Origin of the sequence: Saccharibacillus sp. JS10, from assembly GCF_024436065.1 — a bacterium.
Taxonomy (GTDB): domain Bacteria; phylum Bacillota; class Bacilli; order Paenibacillales; family Paenibacillaceae; genus Saccharibacillus.
Genome location: NZ_JANFNS010000003.1, coordinates 361,433 through 378,891 on the forward strand (window position 1 = coordinate 361,433; position 17,459 = coordinate 378,891).

The following is a 17,459-nucleotide window of genomic DNA, read 5'->3' on the forward strand; positions in this document are numbered from 1 at the left end:
AAAAAAAGTTCTTCACTCCATACTTTTATCAGAAAAGGAGAAGTCGTATGCCTACTTACCGTCTAGCGAAAAAACACGAACTTCATGAAGTCGCGGCTTTACTCACCCAGTCTTTTTTGGATTATCCTTTATTTTCACAGCTTTTATCCTCGTCGGGCGACCTGTACCAAAAGCAGATATTTCAATTGAATTGGATTAATACGAAGTTGTACGCTCAGCAGAATTCCTGTTTTGTCGGGGTGGTAGACGGGCAGATCGTATCGGTGATGTTGCTCAAAAAAGGCGGTAGTACTAGCCCGGGATTGTGGCAATATATACGCAGCGGCGGCTTGAAATTAGCGTCGTTAGCTGGAATCCCGCGAGCTTTGCGTATTGTGCGGACTTTAGACGCCATGAAACAAGCCTGCAAACCGTATGACCAAGAAAGCTGGTATGTGGATTCCATTGCTGTCGCAAAGCATATGCAAGGTCAAAGTCTAGGTAGCGCTCTGTTCCATTCGTTTTTGTTCCCGTATATTCGCAAGCATGGCGGTGGAATGATTACCCTAGTTACGCATACGGAATCGAATAAAAAATTTTATTGTAAAAATGGATTTGAAGTTTTTAGCGAATATTTAATTGGAGCTTCGGGAAAAGAGATTACGAACTATAGTTTCCGGCAAGTGGTCACTTAAGACGTACGCAGTATTTTTATACTTTGGCGGTTCCTAGCGGAACTTGACGGATACCGAGACGATTCGTAAGCCCTTCTATGCAATCTGCCATCACGCGATTATGGTTCCACACGAATGCCGGACGAAAAAAAGGCGCCCACAGATTCATCCAACGCTTTTTCGTTCGGACTTCCCATGTATAACGTACGCGCGTACATGCTCCGATCTGTTCGAACTCTAGGCGACCGCGTCCTTCCAGATGACCATCTGCACGCAGTTCGATCAGATACGGTTTGCGTTTTTCGACGATTTGGGCGGTAAAAGAAAGCTTGTAGAGCATACGAGTACGAATCACAGTCAGATACTCGTCACCGATTCCGTCGCCGCTACTTCCGGCTTTGACTTTGAGAATCGAACACCCCCACCACCAATCGGCACGCTCCGGTTCTTCGATCAGGTTCCACAATTGCTGCGCATCCGTCTCCAACATCCAATCGCTTATAAAACGGTATCCGTTCATACTGCCCACTCCCTCGCCGATTAGGTCCTATTCTTTTCATTAACACCGGGCAAGAAACTTGAACAGAATGTAAGCATAATATTTTTCTTCTATGAAAATAAGAAGCTAACGTCAATTTTTGACGTTAGCTTCTTATTTTTTAAAACTATTATCCATTAAGCAAAAAAACAGCAGTTATAAAAACAAGAAGTATAATCGAAAAACTTAGACTAGCTAAAAATACATCTGCTTTTGGAGCAGCATTGTTAATCACTTTCAGCGATTTCCAGACAAATATAAAACCAAAAACGCTTACTAAAACCATAGAAATAATATCCATTTTACATCATCCTTTTACTTCAAATAATCTGACTGAGACCAACTCCACGTATCTGAACTTGGGGTTGCACCTTCATACCCATATTCTACACTCAAACTAATAGAAGGCTCTTTTGCAAAAGAAAATGCTCCTGAAGGATTTACACGAAGGCGTTTGTGAAAATAATTAGCAACCATTGAACTTGTGATTTTATTTCCACTATAATCATGTCCTCTTTGTAAAGTGATTGTAGACCATCCTTTATGTTCTTGTGGTCTACCATTGCTAACTAGATTAACTATCCATCCGATACCTGTACCTGGTTGAATGTCTGCATACCCGCTTGCTTGAACTCCCCCTGATGTTTTTAATTCTCCAGTTATATTGTCGTTAAAAAAGTACTTGTATGAATGTTTAGCTGAATTATTGACAACAGAATAATCATTATTCCACGCCAATCCAAACTTATCTTCCCCAGTAAAAACAGGAGCATATTTCCAACTCCAGTTATAATTCACTTGAAATTGAGCTATGCCTTTTTGCGAAGTTCGTATACGACTTACTGATACTGTATGAACAAAATTAGTGTCTTGAAGTGCCTGAATCGAATATTCTCCTTCACTTTTTGGATCTCCTACAAAATCATTAACTTTTTGGCTCGATAAGTAATATGCGCCATTATCGTATAATGATTTCTTCTGCTCTAATTCGTACTGACTAATTAATTCTGAAGGATAACCATGTTCTTTTAGATAATTATTATAAGTTTCTTCATTTTTTATAATTCCATCATTCTCATTGAGTTCATAATTATTAACTATACTTTCAGATTGGTTCATTTTGCTTAAATCTACTGATTCCGCCGATGCTACACCTCCAAATAATGATAACATACCTGTAATACACAAAGAAATTTTTAAAATTTTCATTTTTTTACCCCTTTCTATTTTCACTAATACCTTTTTTAACCTTATTAATACTTATTGTCAACCTTAGTTCAAAAATCCCTTTTAAAAAATAATATTTATATTTCCAATCTAAGCATTTTTGAGGGCGATTATTAATTAGACGAAGCGCCTTTTCAAGCTCCGCATTCATGACTTGAGCAAAATAATGTCCTTTCGGGAAAACTACCGAAAGAGCTCATTCGCATTCTCGTTCGATCTGCACTGCCAAGACGAATATGGATCCTCAAAGTAAACCTTCACGCCATGGATCGCCTTCAGCGCAGCCCGAAAGGCGAATTTTTTACCTAGGTCGGCGGTAGCGGTTTGGATAGCTGCTTCGGGGAATTGCCTCGCCGATTGGATTTTCTCTTTATCAGTACTCGTTATTGACGATATCCATATCCGATAAATACAAATGTATTGGGATTGAAGTACATCTTTTTATTTGTATTTCCGTATTGCGGATTAAGATTCGGAACAGTCACCTCGACACTATGCCCTCCGTTTAACTGAGTCAAAAACAGATTAAATTTCTGAAAACTTGATGGACTCCCCATTTTTTCTGGCTTTTGCTTCACAAGCCTGACTTCCAATTGCTCTGTATACTTTTGAAAAGTACTTCTTTCCGTATCCTCCATGTGTCTCAAAGCAGATTGGATAAAAAAGGATTTAGAAATAAAAAGAGTGCTGACGACGAAGTAGGCTACAATAAACGCGAAGGTCAAAAAGCAAAATATAATTTTTCGTTTCGTGATGTTCACCTCTTTCTGTATTTAATCTTTGATACGCATACTATTGATCTTGTTTAAAGGAGGCATTGAATGAAACTCCTATCTCTCATATTGATTTGTATCTTGTTTTTATCCGCCTGTTCGCCAAGTAGCAAGCCTGATTACATTAGCAAAAACCATGATGGAGTCACTGCAACCAAAAAAATCGAAAATAGCGATTTTGAAATTAGATTATTTACTAAAAAAGTTAACCCGGATGATAACACGTTCACACTAGAAGGAGCTATTCGCTACACGGGAAACCGTTCGGAAATTATTATTCATCACGGCGATCCGATCTTTGCAGCTACTTTAAATATAGACGGCAAAACAATCGGTGATCCCACCGACATCCAAACCATCGGCTTATCGGCTACACTAAAAGCAAATGAGTGGTTAACACAGAACATCACGCTTCAATCTTCCCGTACTCAGATGAAAAGTTTTTTTGAAAAAGACGGCAAGATTACTCTGCATGCCTATTTCGATGCCGAAGGTTATGCACAGAAAGCAGGAGAATACTTAAGCTTAACAGCAGAAGAAATTCCCTATTAAATCTGTACAAAGAAAAGCCGCTTTCGCAGGCATCATGCCCGCGAAAGCGGCTTTCTTATCCCCGACGTTCATCGAGTCATGAGTTTACTTACTTCGCCGCCAATTTCTTCACGGTTTCATCCATTTGCTTGAACAGTTCTTCTTTCGTCGTCTTTTTCGCGACATAAGCTTGCATCAAGGCACCGAATTCTTGGGAAGTGCCGTCCGGAAGCTTAGGCCATTGCCATCCAAGTGTTTTGTCTGCTTGCACGTACTCTTGGATACTTGCTGCGATTGTACCGAGTTGTTCTGGCTCATACGTGATTGTTTTGAGAGCCGGGATGAATTTGAATTCTTCAACCGTATAACGTTTACCCGCGTCGGATGTTACCATCCAGTTCAAGAACTTTTTCGCTTCTTCTTTGTTTGCCGAGTTTTTGTTTACGACCCAGTTGTTCGGTACGCCAACGAAGATGTTGTCGTTCAATGCTTCGTCGTCGTTGATTGGCATTGGCAGAACGCCGACTTGCAGTTCAGGATCGATACCGTCGATCTGAACTTGTGTCCAGTTCCCTTGTTGCGTCATCGCTGCCATACCGGAAGCAAATTCAGTCATTTGCGTATTGTAGTCTGTTGTCAACGGACGATCGTTGCTGAATTCCATTGTCAGGTCGACCAGATCGATCCACTGATTGAAGATTTCGTTATCCGCAACCGAGATTTTGCCTTCTCTCCAGTCCGCGATAAATTGGTCTGGGTCTTCTTGTTTCGCATACGCGTCATTCACCAAGTGCTGTCCGATAACCCACCATTCTTGGTAGCCGTTCTCGAACGGTACGATTCCTGCATCTTGCAGTTTTTGCGCAGCTGCACGCAGTTCAGTCAATGTCGTTGGAATTTCAGTGATACCCGCTTGTTCGAACAACGCTTTGTTGTACAAGAAGCCGTATCCTTCGATGTTCATCGGAAGACCGTACAATTTGCCGTCCATAGTCATTGGATCTTTTACGTTATCCGTAAGATCCGCTACCCACGGTTGGTCGGACAAATCTTCCATGCGGTCTTTCCACAATTGAGCTTCGTTATAGCCGCCGTTATTGAAGATGTCCGGTTCGTCGCCCGAAGCGAATTTCGCTTTCAGTGCCGCGCCGTAATCGGCTCCGCCGCCGACCGTTTCGATCGTGATCTTCACGCCGGTTTCTTTTTCGTATTCGGCAAGCAATTTCTCCATCGCGTCTGCGATTTCGACTTTAAATTGGAACATCTTGAGTGTAACGCCCGACGCTGCCGGATCTGTGCCTGTTGCAGGTTCAGCCGGATCGGTTGCCGCCGTGCCGTTGTTGCTAGCTTCTGGGTTTGGCATCGCGCCCCCGCCGCAAGCGGCAAGGATCGAGATCATTAGCACTAAAGCTAACGTGAGAAAGCTCATTTTTTTCATCGGTGTAGCCTCCCTTTTGTGTGATAAAACTGGACTCCCCTTCATCGTTTAAGCTCTTTCCAATTGCTTGGCAAGCGTTTACAATAAGAATGCTTCTTTTCTCTTAGTGTCGCTTTTATGTGTTCTTTCCGCTTACCCGTCGGTTAATGAATCAGCCTTTCACGGCACCTGCCGCGATACCTGCAATGATATGTTTTTGGAGCGCCAGGAAGAAGATGATAATCGGCGTAATGCCCATGAGCAGCCCTGCGAGCGCCAAGTCCCATTGCTTCGTGTATTGAGAGAAGAAAGCGTTCGTTGCGAGCGGTATCGTTCGAAGTTCCGCATTTCCTCCGACAATCAGCAGCGGTAGCAAGAAGTCGTTCCAGATCCAAAGCGTATTCAGGATGAATACGGTGACGATCATTGGCTTAAGCAGCGGCATCACGATTCGGAAAAAGACACCAAACGGTGAGCAGCCATCGACGATTCCGGCTTCTTCGATCTCGATCGGTACCGATTTGACGAAACCGTGGAACAAGAAGATCGTAAGCGAAGCGCCAAAGCCCAGATAACAAATGATCAGACCTGGCAGATTGTTCGTCAGACCCAGATTGGCAGCAACGCGTACCAACGGAATCATGATCGATTGGAACGGAATAACCATCGCGGCGACGAAAGCCATAAATACGATATTATTGAAGCGGCTAGGATGCCGAACCAATCGGTACGCCGCCATCGAACAAAATAGAGCCAGTAACACATTCGCAAGCACCGTAATGACGAGCGAGTTGGTGAATGCTTTTGGAAAATCGAGAATTTCCCAAGCTCGCGTAAAGTTATCGAAGGTGACGGCTTTCGGTAATGCCGCAGAGTCTTTGAGGATGTCCGCGAACTTTTTGAGCGAGTTGACGATAACGAAGTAGAAGGGAACCAAAAACATGATTGCGACCAGAACCGTTAGAAGTTCAAGCAGCAGCGTGCGCCAAGAATATTTGCGGCTCGTTTCCATTTAGGACTGGACCTCCCTTCTTTTCGTGAACCAGACTTGAAGCGACGAGACAAGTGCGACGATGACGAAGAACAGTAACGCTTTTGCCGTACCTAGCCCATAATTACTGTTTGTAAAAGCTTCGGTATAGATATTGAGTGCCAACGATTCGGTTGAACCGAATGGGCCGCCTCGTGTTAGTGCCAAGTTCAGATCGAACATTTTGAATGCGTTGGACATCGACAAGAACAGACACACCGTCACCGCAGGCATAACGAGCGGGAATGTAATAAAGCGCAGTTTTTGCAAATATCCGGCGCCGTCGATCTCGGATGCTTCGATTAACGATCGGTCGACGTTCATCAATCCGGCGATATAGATAATCATCATATATCCCGCAGCTTGCCAAACGAATACGATCACGATCCCCCAAAATCCGGTTGCTTCGGTGCCGAGCCATTCCAGATTGAAAAATCCAATCCCTGTCGCTTTGCCGACGGCTGCGAATCCGCGAATAAAGATAAACTGCCAGATAAAACCAAGCAGCAATCCGCCGATTACGTTAGGAATGAAAAACAGCGTGCGAAGCAGATTACGCATTTTGAGCGGTTGTACCAATAACAGGGCGAGTCCAAATGCGATCACATTCGTCAAAATAACGACGGCAAGTGTGAATCGAATCGTAAACCAGAAAGACGTCCAAAACTTTGCATCAGCGAACATCACAACAAAGTTGCGCACGCCCACCCAGTTTACCGTAACAGCTACGCCGTTCCAGTCTGTGAACGAGTAGTACATGCCGAGAAAAAACGGAACGATCACAATCACCACGAAAAAAAGAAGTGACGGTCCTAAAAATACACTTTGCATCAAAAGATTCATCCAGCTTTTGCGTCCAGCCAAGTGGGTACACCTCCCGGTTCGGTCTTTTTTCGGCTACGCACTTATTATAGAATTAAAAAGAAAGCGCTAACATGGAAATAAATGACGGATTCAGTGGACTATATTGACCTGCATCTTTTAAGCTTGGGGAAAGGAGCCGTTTATGTTCAGACAATCGATTCGAAGTAAGCTTATTATCTTTCTAGTATTCGCGACGGCTCTGCCGATCTTGCTGTCTGCATTGATTGCTTATAATTTGACGAAAGAAAACGTAAAGCGCAGTGCAATCGAAGATAATGCCAGTCTGCTGTATCAAGGGCAGATCAATATCGTCAACTATCTCGATACGGTCAACAAACTTTCTTTGCAGATTTACGACGAGTCCGTGTTTGGCGATACGGTAATCGATATTATTCTTACCGGTTCGGACGAACTGGATTCCGCGCTCGACCGAAACGATGTGATGAGTGCATTACGGCGTTCGTATTATGCGCTGGACGGCATTTATCAAGTGTTTTTACATATCGACAAAAGCAGCAACTCGTATCTGTATTACGCGGGCAGACCTTACGGTCCAATTCGCCAAGAACAACTTCCCGAATATCGCCGCTGGAATCAGCAAGCATTCGCGGGATTGACGCATCGCGCGGGTACGTACCGACTTCGCCCGGAAAATGAAGCCCGAACGACCGACGTATTCACGTTCAACCGTGTTGTCTACGATATTCCGCGCAATCAAAAAGCCGGGCTGCTCGCGATCGATGTCAAAATCGACTTTTTGCGCTCTCTCACTCAGCGTTTGGCTGCCGAAGGCGAGCAAGTCTATATCGTCGATCAACAAGGCAGATTGATTGTCGGGCCTCCCGATCGTTTGGGCGAAAAGCCGGAACTTAACGGATTAGACGAAGTATTGGCTGCGAAAAGCGAGTCTGGTTACACGGTACAAAAAGACGGCGGGGACTCTTTTCTTTTTTATGAAAAAGTACGGAGTTCACTCGCCGATTGGACGCTGATCAAAAAAGTAGATACCGATCTTCTCTATCGTCGCGAACGACAAATTTTACTGCTTAATGCGGCTGTTGGCGCACTTTCTTTACTCGTCGTGGCGATCGCGACCGCTTTTATCTCGCTCAAATTCACGCAGCCGATTCGCAAATTGATACGCGGGATGCAGCAGGTCGAATCCGGTGGATTACCGCTAGAACTTGAAACGAGTCGAACCGACGAATTCGGGGTACTTTCTCGCAGGTTCGAAGGCATGGTGCGAAGATTGAACGACTCGATCTTGAAGCAGTATCGTCTGGAAATTATGAACAAAACGAATCAGCTTCGAGCGCTGGAAGCGCAGGTCAATCCGCACTTTTTGAACAACGCGCTTCAATCGATTGCGACACTGGCTCTGCGAAAAGGAGATAAAGAAGTATACGGTCTAATCACTTCATTGGGACGGATGATGCACTACAATATGCACGTCGGCGATGCTTTCGTTCCGCTTCGCCGAGAACTGGAATATGTCCAAGATTATTTGGGACTGCAAAAGCATCGCTTCCAAGGGAATTTCCGCTTTTCATTGGAGATTGAAGATCAAGCTAGATCGATTCAAGTCCCGAGAATGATTTTGCAGCCGCTCGCGGAAAATTATTTCAAACATGCGGATGAGTCTTTGGAAAAAGAAGGCGTACTGCGAATCCGAGCTTTTATACGGGAGATTGAAGAACCGCTGACTATGGACTCCAATCAGCAGATTGCCAAGCGCGAACTGATCGTGATCGTAGCGGATAACGGTCCCGGCATTGCGCAGAATAAGCGACAACAATTGCAGGAGATGCTGGATCGCCCGCTCGTTTTTGGTCAAAATATCGAATCCGCGCATATCGGTCTACGCAGCGTCGGCGATCGACTGCGATTGTATTTTGGAGATTCGGCTGCGGTGTTCCTGAGTCAAGCTCTGGAAGGCGGGCTTCAAGTCACGCTTCGTATTCCGTTATTCAATGAATCGACAAGTTCTATAAAAATATAAGCGACCGAAGATTTCTGGAGAGGGGCGTATCCGATGAAAGTTCTGATTGTAGACGACGAGGCTCATGTACGCGAAGCGATTACGCTCCTGATCGAGTGGGACAACTACGAACCGATTGAAGTGCTGGAAGCTTCGAATGGACGCGAAGCCGTAGCGATGATCGAACGCCATGCTCCGCAAATTGTTTTAACCGATATGATTATGCCGGCTGGCGGCGGGATCGATCTGCTTCAATGGATCAGCTTACATTGCCCGGATACGCGAACGCTGGTCATTAGCGGGCACGGGGATTTCGATTTCGCCCGTCAGACGTTGCGGTATGGCGGGATGGATTATTTGTTAAAACCGATCGATACCGATCAGCTGAACGAATCGTTCGCCCGCGCTGTAGAAAGTTGGAAGATTAGCGAAGCCAATAGGCAGCGGATTCTCGCTCAAGCGATGGAGGTGAACCGCTTCAAGCCGGTGTACCGAGATAAGCTATGTTCGGATCTGCTGGGCGCACCGAGTGCGCGCCAGACAGCGGAACGCGAATTAGCCGGTGAGTTCGGAATCACCGGCGCTGTCGGAACGGTGCGAAGCGCTGTCGTGCGCTTCAGCGAACAGTCGCGGCTTTGGCATAAATATGCCGGACGCACCGAGCTATTGTTTTTTACTTTGGCGAACGTCGCCAATGAGCTGCTGCGCCGTGGCAAAGACGGCTACGCGTTTCGCAACTTAGGGCGCGAACGCGAGATTGTGATCTTTTTTTGGAATGGCGCTGCGCATGCCAACGAAAAGCTTAACAAAATCAATGCCGGGCTCGCCGCCGTACTCGGCGAACCGCTGCATTTTGGAATCGGAGCCTGCGCCGAAGGGCTAGGCGACGGATTACGCGCTTCGTATCTGCAAGCCGAAGAAGCGCTGAAGAAGTACGCGGCGCCAACAGCGGTATCGATCCCAACTGCCGATAACGCTTCGCGGCAGGATCAAGCTCAAGCTGTCCGCTCGATCGGCAGCGATCCTCGAACGGACACATATAGTGAAGCGTATGTCCATCCGTTCGAGACCGGAACGGTCGGAGGCGCAGGCGTGATGGAAGAGATCGCTTCTTATATCCGCGAACATTACCAAGAAGAATTGACGCTGCAAGATCTAGCGGACCGATTCTTTTTGAGCCGCGAATACATTTCGCGCCGCTTCAAACGAGAATTTGGCGAAAATGTCTTCGACTATCTAGCCAATATTCGTCTGGAACGTGCCAAGCGTCTGCTGCTTGGCTCCGAAATGACCGTCGTCCGAATCGCCGAACTCGTCGGCTACCAAGACGAAAAATACTTCAGCCGCGTCTTCAAAAAATCAACCGGCTGCACCCCAAACGAATTTCGCCGCGCTTCGCTGGGCAAAGATTTTTCCTAGCCGGCTCGGCTCGGCTCGGCTCGGCTCGGCTCGGCTCGGCTCGGCTCGGCTCGGCTCGGCTCGGCTCGGCTCGGCTCGGCTAACGGATTCTATATCCCTTAAACCCACCAAACAACCCCTTTTCAATTTTTAACGGATCTTATATCCGTTAGCTATATTTTCCGAGTCTTTTCTAGCCAAAAACCAAGCAAATCCAGCTCTAAGCATCACCTGTATCCGTTAAAATTCGTAACCGCTCCCCCACCTCTCTAAGCGTCATCTCATTCCGTTAAATCTCCATATATTTAACGCTCTCTTTCTACACAAAAAAGCCGACTGCATTCAGCAGTCGGCTTTTTCACCAAACTCCACCGTAACTGGAAGCGAGCCGGTGTAAAGGGAAATTCAGTGCAGGAGCGTCAGCGTTCGCCTTTGAAATTGGGAAGACTCCTTTAAAATAAAATCATTCTTCCCAATTTCAACAAGCGACCGAAACGAATTTCCCTTGGAGCCGGCTCGCTTCCCCACATACGTTTTTTTGGAAAATCAGACTCTGAACTGCCCCACCTCATACTGCAATTCACTCGACAACTGGCTCAACACCTCAGCAGATGCCGATACTTCCTGCATCGAAGCCAATTGCTGCTGCGAAGCCGCAGCTACGCTTTGCGAACGATTCGAAATATCTCGCGACAACTCGTTCATATCGCGCTCCGAACTAAGCGTCTGCTGCATCCCCGCCGAAATATGCTCAACCGCAGATGCCGCTTCTTGCATGCGCCCTGTGATTTGCTCCAGCGATCCATAGATCCGGTAGAACGATTCGCCGGCGCGGTTCGCGGTCTGCGCGCCATTTTCAACCTCGCTCGAACCAATCTCCATCGCTTCTACGGCTCCGTGCAACTGATTCATAATACTGCCCAAGATCGATTCCACTTCGGCTGCTGCTGTGCGCGATTGTTCCGCCAACTTTTTCACTTCTTCCGCAACGACGCCAAAGCCTTTGCCTTGTTCGCCGGCACGAGCCGCTTCAATCGAAGCATTCAGTGCAAGCAAGTTCGTTTGCCCTGCAATTCCTGCAATCGTCTGGACGATTTCCGCGATCCGTTTCGATTCGCGTTCCAGTTCATGCACGGCTTGAGACGAACGGTTGACCGTTTCTTTTGCCGAACGCATCCGCTCCATCGTTTCTTCGATCAATTTCGTTCCTTCTTGAGCGCCTTCCAAAGCTCCGAGCGAAGCTTGCGATACGTCGGATGTGGTATCGGCTACGCGGCGCAGGTTTTCTCCGCCGTCTTCTAGCGCCGTTTTATTCTCGTCCATGCCTGCCATTTGACGTTCTGCTCCGTCCGCTACGCTTTGGATCGCGGAGCTTACGTGGTCTGCCGCTTCAGTCGCTTCACCGGAATTTTTAAGCAAACGTTCCGAAGCGCCCGATACTTGCTGCGAACTGCTGCCGATTTTCACAATCAGATTCCGCAAATTGTTTTTCATCAGATTAAAGGCTTCTGCCATATCGCCAATCTCGTCTTTGTTGTCGACTTTAAGGTCTTCCCCGCGCAGGTCGCCTTCCGAAATCCTTTTCGCTTGAGCAGCGATCAACGATACCGGACGTGCGATTTTGCGCCCGATCAAGAAAGCAATCAAAGCTCCCAGCAATAATCCAATTACGACGACAGTCACAATAACCATTTCAATATTACGTACGCTTGATGCCGCATCGGCAACGGATTTGTCGAGCATCGTACGTTGAATCGTTTCGAGCTGCTGCGAACGGTCTGCCAACGCATCAGCTAACGGGACACATTCTTCTTCGACCACTTGCGTATATCCAGCTGTATCTCCCGCTTCTTTCAATGCAACCAATCGTTGCCCGACTTCTCCGTACTGAACTTCAAGTGCCTGAATTTCATTAAGTAGGGCTTGTGACTCCGCATCTGTAGACAGCAATTTAAGTTCATTCATTTTAGCTGCCATATTCACTTTATTTTGTTCAAACGAGTTAGCGTGTTCAACGTTCCCTGTAATCAAATATCCACGTAAATTTTTGGCTTGAGCCGTTGCTTCGTATTTCATGTCGGCAATGGTCTGAATTTCAGCGACATGCCGATTGATCAGGCTCGAATAATTGCGATGAACTTGCTCCACTTCATAAAAACTAAACGAAGCCAATGCCAACATAATCACCAGTACTCCTGCAAATCCTGCATACAGCCTTTTTCCGATTGTCATTTTCATAGTATCTCATCCCGTCCTGTCTCTGAAGTATGTGCGATACGTTCCCATCGACAGGAGGAAAGAGGGAACCTCACAACCTGAGTCCGGGTCTTTTGGTGACTTTTCTTCTTGCAACTTGTAGTTACTTAGACTCATTTTTATAGCTTGAAACAAGATTCGGCAAAATTCGATTGTACGCACGATAGTTGTAACCTATTACTGAAGTCACGCATATTTTCATACGGTTATCTAGCTTATCGCTTCCGACTCCCTGCTTACGGGTATAATGAACATATAGGGGCAAAAAGATTGTAGACCGTCCCCCACTTTGACGCAAAGGCAGGTTGATTGTTATGTTTTTGTATCTATTCCCTGGCACGATGCCAGAAGATCCGCAACTTGAACATGTCTATGAATTGAAAAGCGATGAAGAAACCTTTTATGTATTCGAAGCGACGCATCCTTTGGATACGTCTATCGATTCCAGATCCGCGTATCAAGCAATTGATAGCTCCGGTACACTTGCTGGCGGCTTTGCGGTATTGAACAATATTCCGGTTAGCGAAGACGGCAGATCCGCGTTTGAAGAACGGTTCATGAATCGTGCACGCCGCGTCGAATCGATGGAAGGCTTCGCCGGAATCCGGGTGCTGCGTCCGCTGCAAGGCGATACGTATATCATTTTGACGATTTGGCAGAGCGAAGACCATTTCAAAAAATGGCAAGACTCCGAAGCCTACAATCATGCCCATCAAAAGCGCGACACGCCGCAAGGCATCACGCAGCAGCGACCTGAGATTTTCGCCAGACCTTCTTTTGTCAAAACATTTCACGTGTCTTCGACAGAAAACAATCACAATGAATCGTGTTAGTTTGAAGCTCTTGTAGTCAAGCTCATTATTCAATCGTCAAAAAGCCTTGCCCTCTCTACAAGAGACGGACAAGGCTTTTTCGATTGCATAAGCGTATATGATCGATCTATGGATTCTTTTGCTTAGAACGTTCCAAAGACATACGTAAACGCCGCCTTTTGCGGTCTTTTCCTGGGTTAAGCTGAATCTCGTCTGACCAGCTATACGGATACTGAAGTTCTTTAAAATCGTCTAGTTCGCCGGGTTGCGCAAATGACAAAGCAAGTAGCGGATACTGCTGTTCATTTGGCTTTGCAGCACGTTTACCATCGCCATCGCTTCCGCGCAACGGAGCCGCCACGCCGTGCAGCACATCAAGCGCAAGACCACACTGGAGTGAACGTTCGATCTTGTCCGCATCGAATGTATCGGACTCGGCGGTTTTAGCCAATCGCGTAAATCGCGTTGAACGCCAGCGGCGAATCGAATGATACATATTCCGGTATTCTGGTGTGACAGTAAATATAGGCAACATCAACCGCACCGGAATTGTAGCGAGTAGCGCATACGCCAAAATCTTTTGTCCCGATGGATACGGATAAGGTTCTACCCCTACTACCAAAGTCCCGATCAGAATCATGGCGACAAACCAACCTCGGCTTTTGACTTTGATCGAAGCCATTAAGGCAACGGCCGATATCGCTACGTTCCAAAACATCCCATTTTCGTCCCATCCCGAAGGTTCCGCTTGAACTGCGAGTACCGCGACAATTAAGATCAACGCCAAGCTCCACACAAACAACCTGAGCCCTATCGATTTTCGAACCATTTCTTTCAATTCGTCGCGCTGACCCACTTTGGTTCTCCACTCGCGAAACGCCCGTTTTAATGCACGCTTTTTCGCACGGTAATAATTTCGTTCCTCTAGACCGTCTTGAGGCCCAGCAGGTCCCGCAAGGTCATCCAGACGAAAAGATCGACGCTTGCCGTTTTCGCCAAACAACGAATCCATCAACCAACGTTCATCTTCGCTCAACGGAACAGAAGTACCGGTTTTACGAAATTCGAGTGTGTGATTCGGCGCTTTCTCCGCGTATCGGTAACGTGGTTTGGACGGGACTTGCTTCATCGTCAGCACGCCGCGCCTGGATAAAGACACTAATCCGATTGTAAAATGCCGATACCGCAGCAAACTTTTTCGGTATAGATAAGTGAGCATCAGCGGATCAAGCGCTTCGATCTCTTCGTCGGACAATGACCCTTTTTTTCGCCAGCTCACCACTCGAACGACCACGATCGCAGTTAAGATCAACGCCAGTACTCTTCCCAGTATTAACGCCCAGTCGGACGTTTGAAAAAAAGAATCATTTTGCGTGAAAAATTCCATCTGTTTCACCTCCACAAAAATTCACAAAAACTCCCTTATGCCTTTGACGCTTTTAAACCGAACATGATACATTTATAGAATCGGATTTTTAACGGATAAGGAGATCAGGCAGTGGAAAAATCGACATCGGGATTTGAACATAAGCCGTTCGGCATTTCCTCAGCGCGCGTACCGCGAGCAGAAATTGCAAAGATCGGAAACGCAGAAAAGTTTACTACAAAAAGACTCAGCGGACAATTCCAAGAATGGGATACCGCTTATTTTGGGCGATTGGAGCAGTCTGGGATTTCGCTCAATGCGGCTCAAATTGCTGCCGTGCGCTGCACGGAAGGCCCTCTGCTTACGTTGGCAGGAGCGGGCTCCGGCAAAACGAGTACGCTTGTTTGCCGAACCGGTTATCTACTGGATGTGAAGCAGATCGACCCTTCGGGGATTTTGCTGCTGACGTTTTCCAGTAAAGCCGCAGCGGAGATGCGTGAGCGAATCGCGGCTTTGCCGGGGATTTCTTCACATGATGCCGCACGTATTCAAGCCCGCACTTTCCACTCCTTCTGCTTATGGCTGCTATTCAGTCAAGGCATGCAAAAAGAGATTTTCGGAGATACGCGCAGACAACATATCCAGCTTCAACAGATCATGCGCGAGCTGAGCCTATCGGACGCGTATCCGCCGGAAAATTTATTGGCACTGCTCTCGTCATACAAAGTCAATCTGATGAAAGCCGAACAGCTTCCCGAAAGCAGCGAAGCCGATCGTCAGATGAAGCGAATTTTGCTCCGTTACGAAGCTTGGAAAATCGAACATGACCGAATCGACTTCGATGATGTGCTGACGCTAGCTTACGAGATGCTGCAAGAACGTCCGGAATTGTTAGAGCGACTGCGCCGCCGTTTCTCGCATCTCATGATCGACGAATTTCAAGATACGAATTTGTTGCAATACGAGATTGTCAAAATGATCGCCGCGCCGCGCAACAACCTGATGGTCGTAGGCGACGATGACCAGACGATCTATTCGTTTAACGGCGCACGCAGCGAATTTATTTTGGAATTCGAAAAGTTATATCCGAAAGCTCGCGTCATCACGCTCGATATCAATTACCGCTCCGTTCCGTCGATTGTCGGGCTTGGTAACGAAGTGATCAAGCATAACAAAATGCGACGCAACAAAACGTTACGGGCAGCTCATAACGGAGCTTTATTACCGGCTTATATGCGCCCGGAATCTGCCGACGACGAAGCCAATCAGATTATTGCACATATTAATCGGGAAGTATCAGCAGGTAGACGGGAATACGGCGACTTCGCGATTTTGTACCGATCTTCAAGCGCCAACCGCGCGGTGCTGGAACAACTCGTGATTCGCGATATTCCGCATATCGATTACGGAGACGGACGACTGCTGTACGAACATTGGTTAGTCAAACCGGTCATTGATTATTTGCGGCTCTCGATCAATCGTCGCGATTTCGATGCGATGCCAGGAATTCTGCCAACCTTATATATCCCGCGCGACAAAGGGATGGCGCATATCCAGGCGACCGACGAAGCACGTCCGAAAAAAGGCCCTCTGGTGCATCTGCTGACTTTACCCGGTCTCAAAGATTTTCAGCTTGATAAAATCCGTCAGCGGCTGGAAATGATTCGTTCGTTAAAAGGATTGGTTCCTACGGCGGCAATTACGCAGATTCGCAAAAGCTTTTACGATACGTATATCCAAGCCGGAGAACATAGCGAACAGACGTCTCACCGTGAAATGCTCAAAGAAATGCTCGACGAGCTAGAGACGTCGGCAGGACGATTCGACTCTATCGTCTCATTCCTTGCTTTCGTCGACGACATGTTGCTGCGTAACCAACAGACCGCTGCTGTGAAGTCGCAAGCGCAAGGCAACCGGGTGGCTCTGATGACGATCCACAAATCCAAAGGCTTGGAGTTCCCGGCAGTCTTCCTGATCGGAGCCTCCGAAGGCACCTTGCCTCACTCTTCGGCTCTTGGAGCCGATTCTTTGCGCGATACGCGGATCGGCTCCGAAGGCGAAGCCAGCTATACGGAGGCGCTCGAAGAAGAGCGCCGGCTGGCTTACGTCGCAGTGACCCGCGCCAAAGAGCAACTGTTCGTCAGTTCGCCCGCTTTGCAGCGCGGCAAAAAAGCCGCCGTCTCGCGCTTTTTGCTTTCCGCTTTCGGGCAAGACACCGCCGCTTCGGACGCGGCAATCCGCTCTGAATACAGCGGACGCCGCAGCGGCCCTGATCCGACCCGGTTCGGCAAAGTCCGTACCGGACGGATGGGAAGATCCGGCGATGCGCCGTCTAGCGGCGGAAATACCGCTGCGCAGCGCACGCAAAGCGTGCCGGTGTGGATGTGTACCACAGGCTCTTGCGTCGCATGGACGCGGATCATGCACAGCAAAGATATGGCTTCCGCACACAAGCCTTGTCCGCTATGCGGCTCGCCGATGAAAAAAGGACGCAAAGACGTTCCCGTCTAAATACTCCTGCATCCTATATCCTTGTCTTTTCTTGCTTTCGCTTTTCGGCGCTTGCTCTTCCTATACAAAAAAGCTGTCTTCACTCCCTGATTCGGGAACGAAGAC

At 47.3% G+C, this 17,459-nt stretch carries 14 protein-coding genes and 1 pseudogene; 6 read left to right on the forward strand and 9 right to left on the reverse strand.

Features of this window, described 5'->3' with window-relative positions:
• The first annotated feature begins 47 nt into the window (after positions 1–47).
• Positions 48–674, forward strand: coding sequence for a GNAT family N-acetyltransferase (locus NOM90_RS12035; protein WP_255942231.1), 627 nt, complete (start codon positions 48–50; stop codon positions 672–674).
• Between the two features lie 16 nt (positions 675–690).
• Here the strand turns inward: NOM90_RS12035 and NOM90_RS12040 are convergent, their stop codons facing one another.
• From NOM90_RS12040 to NOM90_RS19350, 4 genes and pseudogenes are all read right to left on the reverse strand, one after another.
• Complete coding sequence (locus NOM90_RS12040; protein ID WP_255942233.1) at positions 691–1,173, reverse strand: SRPBCC family protein; 483 nt, start codon at positions 1,171–1,173, stop codon at positions 691–693.
• Between the two features lie 148 nt (positions 1,174–1,321).
• A complete protein-coding gene (locus NOM90_RS12045) occupies positions 1,322–1,492 on the reverse strand; it encodes a hypothetical protein (protein ID WP_255942234.1) in 171 nt (56 codons plus the stop codon).
• A 14-nt stretch (positions 1,493–1,506) separates the two neighbouring features.
• On the reverse strand, positions 1,507–2,400 hold the full coding sequence (locus tag NOM90_RS12050; RefSeq protein WP_255942236.1) for a hypothetical protein: 894 nt from the start codon (positions 2,398–2,400) through the stop codon (positions 1,507–1,509).
• 4 nt (positions 2,401–2,404) lie between these two features.
• A pseudogene (locus NOM90_RS19350) lies at positions 2,405–2,772 on the reverse strand (transposase); the annotation flags it as partial.
• A gap of 467 nt (positions 2,773–3,239) precedes the next feature.
• Here NOM90_RS19350 and NOM90_RS12055 point away from each other — a divergent pair.
• Positions 3,240–3,743, forward strand: a complete 504-nt coding sequence (locus tag NOM90_RS12055) for a hypothetical protein (protein WP_255942238.1) — start codon at positions 3,240–3,242, stop codon at positions 3,741–3,743.
• An 88-nt stretch (positions 3,744–3,831) separates the two neighbouring features.
• Here the strand turns inward: NOM90_RS12055 and NOM90_RS12060 are convergent, their stop codons facing one another.
• The 3 genes from NOM90_RS12060 to NOM90_RS12070 all read right to left on the reverse strand — a co-directional run bounded on the left by NOM90_RS12060 (position 3,832) and on the right by NOM90_RS12070 (position 7,012).
• Positions 3,832–5,160: an ABC transporter substrate-binding protein gene (locus tag NOM90_RS12060; RefSeq protein ID WP_255942239.1), complete on the reverse strand. Its 1,329-nt coding sequence runs from the start codon at positions 5,158–5,160 to the stop codon at positions 3,832–3,834.
• Between the two features lie 151 nt (positions 5,161–5,311).
• Positions 5,312–6,151, reverse strand: a complete 840-nt coding sequence (locus NOM90_RS12065) for a carbohydrate ABC transporter permease (protein WP_255942240.1) — start codon at positions 6,149–6,151, stop codon at positions 5,312–5,314.
• Positions 6,152–7,012 (reverse strand): carbohydrate ABC transporter permease, encoded by an 861-nt coding sequence (locus NOM90_RS12070; protein WP_255942442.1) that lies wholly within the window; start codon positions 7,010–7,012, stop codon positions 6,152–6,154.
• Positions 7,013–7,175: 163 nt separating this feature from the next.
• Here NOM90_RS12070 and NOM90_RS12075 point away from each other — a divergent pair, with 163 nt between their 5' ends.
• Together NOM90_RS12075 and NOM90_RS12080 are read left to right on the forward strand one after the other, a co-directional pair.
• A complete protein-coding gene (locus NOM90_RS12075) occupies positions 7,176–9,032 on the forward strand; it encodes a cache domain-containing sensor histidine kinase (RefSeq protein ID WP_255942241.1) in 1,857 nt (618 codons plus the stop codon).
• A 33-nt stretch (positions 9,033–9,065) separates the two neighbouring features.
• Entirely contained in the window at positions 9,066–10,430 is a 1,365-nt protein-coding gene (locus tag NOM90_RS12080; protein WP_255942242.1) for a helix-turn-helix domain-containing protein, read from the forward strand.
• Between the two features lie 525 nt (positions 10,431–10,955).
• On the opposite strand, the gene NOM90_RS12085 is transcribed toward NOM90_RS12080, so the two are convergent.
• Complete coding sequence (locus NOM90_RS12085) at positions 10,956–12,647, reverse strand: methyl-accepting chemotaxis protein (RefSeq protein WP_255942243.1); 1,692 nt, start codon at positions 12,645–12,647, stop codon at positions 10,956–10,958.
• A 332-nt stretch (positions 12,648–12,979) separates the two neighbouring features.
• Between NOM90_RS12085 and NOM90_RS12090 the strand changes: the two genes are divergently transcribed.
• Positions 12,980–13,498, forward strand: a complete 519-nt coding sequence (locus NOM90_RS12090; RefSeq protein WP_255942244.1) for an antibiotic biosynthesis monooxygenase family protein — start codon at positions 12,980–12,982, stop codon at positions 13,496–13,498.
• Positions 13,499–13,604: 106 nt separating this feature from the next.
• Here NOM90_RS12090 and NOM90_RS12095 read toward each other — a convergent pair whose 3' ends face one another.
• Positions 13,605–14,864, reverse strand: a complete 1,260-nt coding sequence (locus tag NOM90_RS12095; RefSeq protein ID WP_255942245.1) for a DUF2207 family protein — start codon at positions 14,862–14,864, stop codon at positions 13,605–13,607.
• 111 nt (positions 14,865–14,975) lie between these two features.
• On the opposite strand from NOM90_RS12095, the gene NOM90_RS12100 reads away from it, so the two are divergent.
• A complete protein-coding gene (locus tag NOM90_RS12100) occupies positions 14,976–17,354 on the forward strand; it encodes a UvrD-helicase domain-containing protein (RefSeq protein ID WP_255942246.1) in 2,379 nt (792 codons plus the stop codon).
• The last annotated feature ends 105 nt before the right edge of the window (positions 17,355–17,459 follow it).